An 11,990-nucleotide genomic window follows, 5' to 3' on the forward strand; every position below is an offset into this window, starting at 1 on the left:
AAGGTTTTTAAACTTAATTGGGTTGATAATGTTAATTTTGAAATTCGTAAAGATTGGAAAATTAACACAAGTATTGTTGAGGATAACTTTTTAGATGCTGATTTAAATCCGACTTTTACATCTAGTTGGAAAGTGAATTCGAATGCTGTCGTAACTGATTTTTCAATTAAAAATATTGTTTATCAACAAGTTGAAGCATTTAATACATTTACAGTTGATGCTATTGGTAAAGAAGTTTTAATAGATTTAAACATTGTAAAAGCTGCAAATTCAACACTAGCAGTTTTAAATTTACAACCACTTGTTAAAATTAACAATCAAATTAAACGAATTGTTTCTTTTGAATTGGATTATACTCTTGGAGCCGCCAAATTAAATTTTCAAAAAAATTCAACCATTAAAAACTCCGTTTTAGCTGAAGGAAGTTGGTTTAAATTTGCAATAAATAAAACAGGAGTTTATAAAATAGATAAAGAATTTTTACAAAAACTAGGTTTAGATGTAAATGTAATTAATCCTAAAAACATTAGTATTTATGGAAATGGAGGCGCTATGCTTCCCTTAAGAAATAGTGATTTTAGGTATAATGGTTTGCAGGAAAATGCCATTTTTGTAAACGGAGAAAACGATGCAAGTTTTGATTCCGGAGATTATATTTTATTTTTTGCTTCTGGGCCACATTCTTGGGATTATGGTCTAAACCAAAATTTAAATTCAACCAAACATAATTTTAATATTTATTCAGAGAAGTCCTATTATTTTTTAAAGGTTGGTGCATCAGGAGGTAAAAGAATTTCCACACAACCAGCAATTAATGAGGCGAGTACTTCAACAATTACAAATTTTGACGATTTTGTTTTTTACGAAAAAGATGAAGTTAATTTATTCGCAATAGGGCAACAATGGTTTGGAGACTCTTTTAACATAGAAAATACTCGCAGCTACGTAATTCCTTTTGATGAAATTGATGATTCGGAACCTATTGAGGTTAGGGTTAGAGGAGTCGCAGCATCATCATCTGTTTCAAAAATGGATGTTCAAGCTAATAATCAAAATCTATTCGAAATAAACTATGGAGCCAGATCGGGTTTGAATAAGGCAGTTGCTAATGAGAATTCTGGAAGTTTAACAATATCAGGCAATACAGTTGATATAAACATTCATTTTAATAATAATGGAAACCCAAGTGCAACTGCTTATTTAGACTATATTGAGGTGCTAGGAAAAAGGAAGTTAATAGCCAAAGATAACCAGTTTCTACTTAGAAATTTTGATATTTTAAATGCTTCTGGGGTGCAAGAAGTGTCTATTGCAAATGCCGATAAAATTAAATGGATTTGGGATGTTTCGAACCCAATTAATCCGCAAATGATTGAAAATCAGTCGTCAAATGCAAATTTTAATTTCAAAGTAAATGGCGGTGAATTATTGGAATATGTTGTAATTCCTGAGAATGATTTTTACGAACCAGAATTGTTGGAGAATAGTATTGTTGAAAATCAAAATTTACATAGTTTAAAAGATTTAGATTATTTAATAATTACGCAAAATTTTTTAGTAGGTCAAGCGCAAAGGTTGGCTGATTATCATGCTCAAAATTCGGGATTAAGAACCAAAGTTGTTCCCTTAGATAAAATTTATAACGAATTTTCATCAGGCTCACCAGATGTAACAGCAATTAGAGATTTTGTGAAGCATTTCTATGACAATGCTACTTCAAACAGAATTAAATATGTTTGTTTATTTGGAGATGCATCTTACGATTATAAAGATAGAATTGAAGGAAATAACAATATTGTACCAGTTTTTGAAGCTTACAACAGTTTTAATTTGGCTTCATCGTATGTTACAGATGATTTTTATGGGATGATGGATGATAATGAAGGATTGCTTAATTCTTTTGAAAGACAAGATGTCGCCACGGGAAGAATTCCAGTTACAGATGTGGTACAAGCCAGGCAAGTTGTTGATAAATTATTAGATTATTATAGCGAAGAATCTTTTGGAGATTGGCGTACCAATATCACTTTAATTGCAGATGATATAGACAATGTTGGAGAAGAAGTTTTACAATTAAATATGGAGAAAATTGCAACATCAATTGTTTCCAACAAACCAATTTTTAATTTAAAGAAATTATATTTAGATGCTTTTATTCAAGAAACGTCTTCTTCAGGAAAAACATATCCAACTGTAAATTTAGAAATTATAAACCAGATAGATAAAGGAACTTTATTGGTAGATTATTTTGGTCATGGTGGAGAAGATGGTTGGGCTGCTGAATCTATTTTTCGCTTGCCAGAAATACAAAGTTTAAAAAACAAATATAAATTACCGCTATTTATTACAGTTACCTGCGATTTTTCAAAATTTGATAATCCATTAAGAAAAACAGCCGGTGAATTTTTATTTTGGAAAGAAAATTATGGTGCAAGTGCGCTAATTTCTACAACGAGAGAAATTTATATAAGCGTTGGTCAAGCTTTGAATGAGCGATTGATAGAACCACTATTAAGTTTTAATAATGAAGACTTGTCTATAGCAGAGACTTTAATGACAGTTAAAAATCAGTTTTCTACAACCCAGCGTTTTTTTATATATAGTTTTGGTGACCCTGCAATGCATTTAAGCGCACCAAAACCTTCCATTAAATTATCTAAAATGAACGGGACAGCCATTACACAATCTTTAGACACCATAAAGGCTTTGTCTTATATTCAATTTGAAGGCGATGTTGTAGATGCTAATAATGAACTATTAAATAATTTTAATGGAGAAATAGATGTTACCGTTTTTGATAAAGTAATTAAGAAAGCAACGTTAGACAATGATAACAAAAACATTGTAATGGATTTTGATGTAATTGATAGCAAAATTTTTAAAGGAAGATCTAAAGTTGAAAATGGAAAATTTACATTTGATTTTGTAGCCCCCAAAGATTTAAAAGTAGCTTATGGTAAAGGAAAACTTAGTTTTTATGCATCAAATAAAACAATAGATAAAGCGGGTTATAATATTGAAGTAACAGTTGGTGGTATAAATGAAAATGCTCCAGAAGATAACACTGGTCCAACGGTTCAATTATATATGAACGATTTAAATTTTGTTGATGGCGGAAATACAGATAGTTCTCCTGTTTTTATAGCAGTTTTAGAAGATGAAAATGGAATTAATACTTCTATTACCGCAGTAGATCACGATATAATTGCAATCTTGGATAACGATCAGGCAAATCCAATAATTTTAAATGATTACTATCAAACCGAACCAGATACTTATAAAAAAGGAAAAGTAAGTTACGCATTTAGAGATCTTTTACCAGGATTGCACACAATTACTTTAAAAGTATGGGATACCTACAATAATTTATCTGAATCTACGTTTAGTTTTACTGTAGTTGATAATAGTGATTTAGTGTTGAGTAATGTATTAAATTATCCAAATCCTTTTGTTAACTATACAGAGTTTTGGTTCAATCACAACAAACCAAACGAACTGTTGAATGTACATATTCAAATTTTTACAGTTTCAGGTAAATTGGTAAAAACAATTTCCGAAACAGTTCAAACAGAAGGTAATCTATGTAGAACATTAGTTTGGAATGGTTTAGATGATTTTGGAGCAAAAATAGGAAAAGGAGTTTATATCTATAAATTGAAAGTGAAATCAATTAATTCAAATACTTCTGCTCAAAAAATTGAAAAATTAGTAATATTGCAATAACAATTTAATTCAATTATTAAATTAACATTAATGAAAAAAATAATTTTAGCTACCCTAACAGTGCTATTTGCTCTTTCAAGTAACGCACAAGAAATTCCAAATCCAATTACCACAGCAGCACCCTTTCTTTTAATAGCGCCAGACGCTAGAGCAGGTGGAATGGGAGATATTGGAGTTGCAACATCCCCAGATGCAAATTCGCAACATTGGAATGCTTCTAAATATGCATTTATGAGATCTCAATTTAGTATAGGGATTATCTACACACCTTGGTTAAGAGAATTAACCAATGATGTGTTTTTAGGAGGTTTTACCTTTGCTAATAGAATTGACGATAGAAGTGCCTGGGCAGCAAGTTTAAAATATTTTAATTTGGGTCAAATAGATTTAACAGATATCAATGGAGCTCCAGAAGGAACAGAAAAATTAAATGAATTTTCTGTAGATGGTTCTTATTCTTTAAAATTGAGCGAAACCTATTCTATGGGTGTTACTTTGCGTTATATTAGATCAGATTTAGGTATAGAATCAGCAAATTCAACAATAAATCCTGTAAATTCTTTTGCAGTTGATATTTCTGGTTATTTTCAATCTGATGAAAATAATTATGGAGATTTTAATGGAGTATGGCGAGGTGGATATAATGTTTCAAATATTGGACCTAAAGTTTCATATTCAGATGATGGCCAAGATAATTTTATACCAACAAACTTAAAACTTGGTGGTGGTTTCGATTTTATTTTAGACAATTACAACAAAGTAAGTGTAAATTTAGAGTTTAATAAATTATTAGTTCCTACACCAAGTGTTTCAGATGATGGAGAGCCACCTTATGCACAAGATGATATTAGTTTTTTTAGTGGTATTTTTAAATCTTTTAACGATGCGCCAAATGGTTTTAGCGAAGAAATGAAAGAATTTACATGGGCTTTAGGAGCAGAATATATGTACGATAATTCTTTTGCAATTAGAGCAGGTTATTTTAATGAAAGTGATTTAAAAGGAGCTAGAAAATATTTTACTATTGGGTCTGGATTTAACTTTAAAAGTTCTAAATTAGACATTTCATATTTGTTCAATGCATCAGATATAAATAACCCATTAGAAAACACACTTCGATTCTCTTTATCTTTCGATTTTGGAGATATTTTTGAAGTTAGATAAAAAGTTAAATACTTCTATTTTAAATGAAAAAAGTTGACTTAACAACTAGTATTTCAGTTTACGAATCAGTTCAAGAACTTCCAAAAGATGTATCAGTTTTAATGCAAAAAGCAATTGAAGCTAAAAAAGATGCATATGCTCCCTATTCAAAATTTAAAGTTGGAGCTTCATTTTTATTGGAAAATGGTGTAATAGTTACTGGAAACAACCAAGAAAATGCTGCATATCCTTCAGGTATGTGTGCAGAACGTGTAGCTATTTGGAAAGTAGCTTCAGAATACCCAACGGTAAAAATTTTAAAACTGGCTATTTCAGCAAGTTCAAGTAGTCATATTTTAAAAGAACCCGTTGCACCTTGTGGAGCTTGTAGGCAAACATTATCTGAATACGAATTAAAACAAAAAGATAAAATTGAAGTCTTTTTTATGGGTGAAGAAGGTAAAATTATTAAAACAGATGCAGTTTTAGATTTACTTCCAATTGCATTCGATAAATCCTTTCTCTAAGTAATCTTATGAAAAATGATATTGAAAACAGAGAAGATATTTATTTACTTGTAAAAACGTTTTATATAAAATTAATGAATGACGATTTAATGCGTCATTTTTTTATGGATTTTACAAATCCAGAGCACTTAGAAATACATTTACAAACATTAGTTGATTTTTGGGATAATATATTGTTTTTCTCTGGTGGGTATCGTAAAAATGCTATGGCGTCTCACCTAAAATTACACCAGGAAAAACCTTTTAAAAAAGAACATTTTAAGAGCTGGTTATCAATGTTTAACGCGTCTGTGGATGAGCTTTTTCAAGGTGAAAATGCACATGCTGCAAAGTCAAGAGCGCAGTCGATAGCCATCGTAATGGAAATTAAAATTTCCGAACTAAATAATTAAGAGATTACTAAATTTGATTCCTAATTTTTTATTAAAAATGAGATCAGTAATAACAGGAACTGGAAGCTATATTCCAAGTATAATTAAAAAAAATTCAGACTTTCTAAATAGTAATTTTTTAAATGAAGACGGCAGTTCTTTTGGGAACGAAAATGCAGAAATCATTGAAAAATTTAAGGCAATTACAGGTATCGAAGAAAGGCGTTATGCAACTGAAGATCAAGACTCATCAGACTTAGCATATTTAGCATCAAAAAATGCGATTGAAGATGCTGGAATTGATGCTGAAGAACTAGACTATATAATTTTAGCACATAATTTTGGTGATGTTAAAAGCAATACCATACAAAGTGATGTTTTGCCAAGTTTAGCTTCAAGAGTAAAGTATAAATTGGGTATTAAAAACCCTGCTTGTGTTGCATACGATATTCTTTTTGGTTGTCCAGGATGGATTCAAGGTGTTATTCAAGCAGAAGCTTTTATAAAATCTGGAATAGCAAAAAAATGTTTGGTAATTGGTACTGAAACACTTTCTAGAGTGGTAGATCCTTTTGATAGGGATTCGATGATTTTTGCGGATGGTGCAGGAGCTTGTATTATCGAAGCTAAAGAAACTGAAACGGAAGGTATTTTAAGCCATGCAGCTCAAACAGATGCTTTAGAAGAGTGTTATTATTTATATTTTGGAGAGTCTTTTAATAAAGATAAAAGTAAGGATGTGCGTTATATAAAAATGTTGGGGCGCAAAATTTACGAATACGGTTTAAATCATGTGCCTTTAGCAATGAAAACTGCTTTAGATAAAAGTGGTCTTGACATTTCTGAAGTTAAAAAAGTATTTATTCATCAGGCTAACGAAAAAATGGATGAAGCCATTATAAAAAGGTTTTTCCGTTTATATAAAACAAAAGTTCCTAAAAATGTAATGCCTATGTGTATTCATAAATTAGGGAATAGCTCTGTTGCTACCGTACCAACCTTATTGGATTTGGTTAGAAATGGTGAAATAGAAAATCAAGAAATAAATAAAGGTGATGTAATTATTTTTGCTTCTGTTGGTGCAGGAATGAATATTAATGCTGTTGTTTATAAGTACTAATTTTAAGAATTACAATTTTAAGCAGATTTATAGATACTAATTAAAAGTATATAAAAAAGCTACTGTGTTTCTAAAGTACAGTAGCTTTTTTGTAAAATACTATTTAACTTTTTGCTTACTCTAAAACTTCAAGTATAACAGTTCCTGTAGATCCATTTGGTTCTGTAATGTTTAAAAAACTTGCTAAAGTTGGAGCAATATCCACAATTGGATAATAACGATTAGAACTTCCTTTACTAATTTTAGCACCATAAAAAATTAACGGTACATGTGTATCATACGCATAACCAGAGCCATGTGTAGTTCCTGTTTTAGAATATGATATTGTGGAAGGATTTGGCACAAATAAAATATCTCCAGATAATTTTTGATTGTATCCGTTTTGCAATGTTTTTAAAATCCCAGAAGTAAAACTTGTTGTTTGCAAGGTATGTGCGGTAACAGTTTTATATACATTTTCAAAAGCTAAAATTTCATTCGCAATTACTTGAGAAACGTATTGAGCATCAAGTTTTAACTCTTTTAGTTTTTGCTTGTTTAAAAATAGTTGGTAGTTGGAAATATTTTCAATCAATTCTTCAGAATTAAAGTGTTCTAAAGTAATGTTGTTAACAAATTCTTTAAATTTATCGGTATCAAAATAACCACCTGGAATTTTTAACGAATTTAAATAAGCAGGAACTTGCACAGCAGCGTGATCTGCGGTTAAAAAGATTGTATAATTGTTACGTCCAACTTCGGTGTCTAGAAAGTTTAAAAAGCGTTCTAAATCTTTATCCAATCGAATATAAGTGTCTTCTAACTCTTTTGCATTTACACCAAATTGATGTCCAACATAATCTGTACTTGAATAACTAATTGCTAAGAAATCTGTAAATACTCCTTTACCCAAATTTTCACCTAAAATTGCAGCTTCAGCAAAATCTGTCGTAATTGTATTTCCAGCAGGAATGGCTTTTATTAGACTATAGTTCCCATTTAATTTTCTTAATTCTTTTAAATTATAGGGAAATGTTGGAGTTTCTTTTCCTTTAAATTGACCTTCAAAATTGTTGTTATCTGGTAATGTTTCAGTGTAAGTGTCAATATTATAATAAGTGTCCCAGGTTTGGTTTAAATAATTATTGGCTTTTCCAGAATTGTTAAACTCAGCAACCCAATTTGGAACTTTATCCATATAAAATGTACTAGTCATAAATTTTCCTTCATCACCACCTTCAAACCAATAAGCGGCATCAGCTGTATGTCCTGTTGGTAAAATAGCCGATCTGTCTTTTATGGCAATTCCAATGGATTTTCCATTCATGTTTTGAGCTAATTTCAATTGATCTGTAATTGTAGTAGTTAACATTTTATGCGGAGATTTTTTTCCACCAGAGTTTGCTCCAACAGTTTTATAATTATCATCATCAACGCAATAAATAGATTTTTTTTGATATTTATCGTACCAATTGTTAGAAATAATTCCGTGATTTACAGGTGTTGTTCCAGTATAAATTGAAGCATGTCCAACAGCCGTATATGTTGGAATGTAATTGTAATGTACATTTTTTAGATTGTAACCACTATTCATTAAACGTTTAAAACCACCTTCTCCATATTTATTATAAAACTTCACCAAATAATCGTATCGCATTTGATCAACAACAATTCCAACAATTAATTTTGGGTTGTTTTCGTAGTTTTTTTCGTAGGTTTTATTTGAAATCTCAACTGTTGGGGCTGCATTCGATTCAGCTTTTATTGCAATACATTGAATTAAAGTAAAGCTTAAAAATATGAGTGCAAGTGATTTTTTCATTATATATAATTTTAATCTTCCAAAAATAATGAAATTTTATTCTTTGAAGAGAATTTTATGATGCAAAAAGATTAAAGGTGGTATTATTTTAATATTTTAGCCAAAAAGAAATTTTAATGAATTATTTAGAGCATATTGGAAAGTATTTTATTATGCTGAAACAGGTTTTTAGAAAGCCCCAGAAATGGTCGGTTTTTAGAGAAACGTTGTTTCGTGAAATTGAAGATTTGGGTTTAAAATCTCTCGGAATAATAATGTTTATTTCATTTTTTGTAGGTGGTGTTGTAGCAATACAAACGGCCTTAAATGTAGATAGCCCCTTTATACCAAAATACTTAATTGGATTCGCTACAAAACGTTCTATGATATTAGAATTTGCACCCACATTTATGAGTGTAATTTTAGCAGGAAAAGTGGGTTCTTATATTTCTTCAAGTATTGGTACTATGCGTGTTACAGAACAAATTGATGCTTTGGAAGTTATGGGTATTAACTCTTTAAATTACTTGGTTTTACCTAAAATTATAGCGACATTATTCTTTTATCCAATATTAATTGTGTTGGCAATGTTTTTAGGTATTTATGGAGGATATGTGGCTGGTTTATTGACTGGTAGATTTTTTAGTGAAGATTATATTTACGGAATTCAACTCGATTTTGATCCTTATTTTATACAATATGCATTGACTAAAACCTTGGTTTTTGCATTCGTTATTGCTACCATACCAGCATATCATGGGTATTATGTAAAAGGCGGTTCTTTAGAGGTTGGTAGAGCAAGCACCCAAGCTGTTGTTTGGACAAGTGTTGTAATTATTTTATTAAATTACTTCTTAACTCAAATGCTATTAGGATAAATGATTGAAGTTACAAACTTATATAAAGAATTTAGTGGAACTCCAGTTTTAAAAGGTATTTCAACAACTTTTGAAAAAGGAAAAACCAGTATGATTATCGGTCAGAGTGGATCTGGAAAGACAGTTTTTTTAAAGTGTTTGTTAGGCTTGCATGTTCCAGAGCAAGGAGAAATTTGCTTTGATGGAAGAAATCAAACACAGCTAGATATTAAGGCTCGAAGACAACTACGACAAGAGATAGGGATGGTTTTTCAGGGTGGAGCATTGTACGATTCTTTAACTGTAGAAGAAAATATAATGTTTCCATTAAAAATGTTTACTAATAACACGAGCGCAGAAATGTTAAAACGTGTAAATTTTGTGTTGGACAGAGTAAATTTAGTAAATGCCAATAATAAATTTCCAGCTGAAATATCTGGTGGAATGCAAAAAAGAGTTGCCATTGCAAGAGCAATTGTTATGAATCCGAAATATTTATTTTGTGATGAACCTAACTCTGGATTAGATCCAAATACAGCAACTTTAATTGATAATTTAATTCAAGAAATTACAAAAGAATATCAAATAATTACGGTAATAAATTCGCACGATATGAATTCTGTAATGGAAATTGGAGAAAAAATTGTTTTTTTAAAAGATGGTGTAAAAGCGTGGGAAGGAACAAATAAAGAGATTTTTAAAACTGAAAATGAGGCAATTGTAAATTTTGTGTACTCTTCAAATTTGTTTAAAAAAGTTAGAGAGGTTTATTTAAATGAAACAAAGTAAAAAAGTTATTTGTTTTTTTAAAATATACCCCTATATTTGCACCCGCTAAAAAGGAAAAAGACGACCTGGTAGCTCAGTTGGTAGAGCACCTCCCTGTTAAGGAGGTGGTCCTGGGTTCGAGCCCCAGCCAGGTCACAAAAACTTCTTCAATTAGAGAAATTTTTAATTTTGGTGAGATACTCAAGTGGCCAACGAGGGCAGACTGTAAATCTGCTGCGCAAGCTTCGAAGGTTCGAATCCTTCTCTCACCACTAAACCTCGATCTATTAAGATTGAGGTTTTTTTAGTTTTAAATATAAATTGTTTAACTTTAAATGTGTAATATTAAACAAAATAAAGTATATTTGTAAAATTAAATTTATAACATGAAAAAAACAGGGTTTATACTGCTACTTTTAATAAATTTTTCTGGGGTTTTTGCACAAAATGCTGGAACTATAAAAGGAAAAGTAATAGATGTACAAACAAGAGAAACACTTCCTTTTGTTAGTGTAATTGTTGAAGGAACTACTTTAGGTAAAAGTACAAATGAGAGTGGTGTATTTATAATTAACAATGTGCCTTTGGGTTATATAAAAGTTAGTGTTTCTTTTTTAGGATATCAAACTATACTTTCTGATGATTATTTAGTAACAAAAGATAAAACACCATATATTTTAATTGAACTAACTCAAACTAAAGAGCAACTAGATGAAGTTGTAGTGCAAGGTCAATTGTTTAAAAAATCAGTTGAGAGTCCTTTATCGGTTCAATCGTTGGGAATTGCTGAAATTGAAAAAAATCCTGGAGGTAATAGAGATGTTTTAAAAGTGATACAGTCCTTGCCTGGTGTTGCTTCAAATCCTAGTTTTAGAAATGACATAATTATTAGAGGTGGTGCACCTTCAGAAAATAGATTTTATTTGGACGGAATTGAGGTTCCAGTAATAAATCATTTTCAAACTCAAGGTTCGTCTGGAGGTCCAGTTGGGATTATAAATGCCGATTTAATTAGAAAAGTAGATTTCTTCACCAGTGCTTTTCCTGCAAGCGATGGAAATGCTTTAAGCTCTATAATAGAATTTACACAAAAGGATGGGAACCCGGAAAAGTTGAATACAAGACTAACGTTGGGAACATCTGATGCTGGACTTACTTTAGATGGACCATTAGGTAAAAAAACTACGTTTATAGCTTCTGTACGTCAATCTTATTTGCAATTTTTATTTAAACTAATAAAACTCCCTTTTTTACCAACCTACAACGATTTTCAGTTTAAAGTGAAACATCAATTATCTTCAAATAGCGAAATTTCTTTAATTGGGTTAGGGGCTATTGATCAATTTAAGTTAAACGAAAGTGTGAATGATGATATTACAGATGAGGAAACTTTAAAAAGAAACAGGTATGCATTAAGTAATATTCCTATTCAAGAACAATGGAATTATACCGTTGGTGCAGTTTACAAACATTTTGGTAAAAATACGATGCAACAACTAGTAGTAAGTAGAAACGTTTGGAATAATAATGCAAAAAAGTATTTTAACAATACGGGTAATCCAAACGATTTATTATTAGATTATTCTTCAAGAGAAATTGAAAACAAATTACGATTTGAAATTACTTCAACATTAAAAAATAATTATAAACTAAATGTAGGTGTTGGTTTAGAAAATGCTACTTATTCAAATAGTACTTTTC

9 protein-coding genes and 2 tRNA genes are annotated in these 11,990 nt (G+C 30.4%); 10 read left to right on the top strand and 1 reads right to left on the bottom strand.

The features are described 5' to 3' along the window. From porU to AB1Z17_RS04355, 5 genes are all read left to right on the top strand, one after another. Positions 1-3,723 (top strand): type IX secretion system sortase PorU (gene porU, locus AB1Z17_RS04335; protein ID WP_368050567.1); only part of this gene is annotated, 3,723 nt, incomplete at its 5' end. A 30-nt stretch (positions 3,724-3,753) separates the two neighbouring features. Beyond that, entirely contained in the window at positions 3,754-4,887 is a 1,134-nt protein-coding gene (porV, locus tag AB1Z17_RS04340; RefSeq protein ID WP_368050568.1) for a type IX secretion system outer membrane channel protein PorV, read from the top strand. Positions 4,888-4,910: 23 nt separating this feature from the next. After that, positions 4,911-5,393, top strand: coding sequence for a cytidine deaminase (gene cdd, locus AB1Z17_RS04345; protein ID WP_368050569.1), 483 nt, complete (start codon positions 4,911-4,913; stop codon positions 5,391-5,393). A gap of 8 nt (positions 5,394-5,401) precedes the next feature. Then, positions 5,402-5,785 (top strand): group III truncated hemoglobin, encoded by a 384-nt coding sequence (locus AB1Z17_RS04350; RefSeq protein ID WP_368050570.1) that lies wholly within the window; start codon positions 5,402-5,404, stop codon positions 5,783-5,785. Between the two features lie 37 nt (positions 5,786-5,822). Continuing rightward, positions 5,823-6,884 carry a 3-oxoacyl-ACP synthase III family protein gene (locus AB1Z17_RS04355; RefSeq protein ID WP_368050571.1) on the top strand — a complete coding sequence of 354 codons (1,062 nt, stop codon included), beginning with the start codon at positions 5,823-5,825 and terminating at the stop codon, positions 6,882-6,884. 115 nt (positions 6,885-6,999) lie between these two features. Here the strand turns inward: AB1Z17_RS04355 and pafA are convergent, their stop codons facing one another. Then, complete coding sequence (pafA, locus tag AB1Z17_RS04360; protein ID WP_368050572.1) at positions 7,000-8,685, bottom strand: alkaline phosphatase PafA; 1,686 nt, start codon at positions 8,683-8,685, stop codon at positions 7,000-7,002. A 116-nt stretch (positions 8,686-8,801) separates the two neighbouring features. On the opposite strand from pafA, the gene AB1Z17_RS04365 reads away from it, so the two are divergent. From AB1Z17_RS04365 to AB1Z17_RS04385, 5 genes are all read left to right on the top strand, one after another. Continuing rightward, positions 8,802-9,542, top strand: coding sequence for an MlaE family ABC transporter permease (locus AB1Z17_RS04365; protein WP_368050573.1), 741 nt, complete (start codon positions 8,802-8,804; stop codon positions 9,540-9,542). Next, positions 9,543-10,310, top strand: coding sequence for an ABC transporter ATP-binding protein (locus AB1Z17_RS04370; RefSeq protein WP_368050574.1), 768 nt, complete (start codon positions 9,543-9,545; stop codon positions 10,308-10,310). It abuts the gene before it with no gap. A gap of 62 nt (positions 10,311-10,372) precedes the next feature. Then, positions 10,373-10,445, top strand: a tRNA-Asn gene (locus tag AB1Z17_RS04375). Positions 10,446-10,480: 35 nt separating this feature from the next. Beyond that, positions 10,481-10,561 (top strand) — tRNA-Tyr (locus AB1Z17_RS04380). Between the two features lie 114 nt (positions 10,562-10,675). Continuing rightward, the coding region (locus AB1Z17_RS04385; RefSeq protein WP_368050575.1) for a carboxypeptidase-like regulatory domain-containing protein at positions 10,676-11,990 on the top strand (1,315 nt) is incomplete at its 3' end.

It is taken from the genome of Lutibacter sp. (assembly GCF_040883305.1).
Taxonomy (GTDB): Bacteria; Bacteroidota; Bacteroidia; order Flavobacteriales; family Flavobacteriaceae; genus Lutibacter.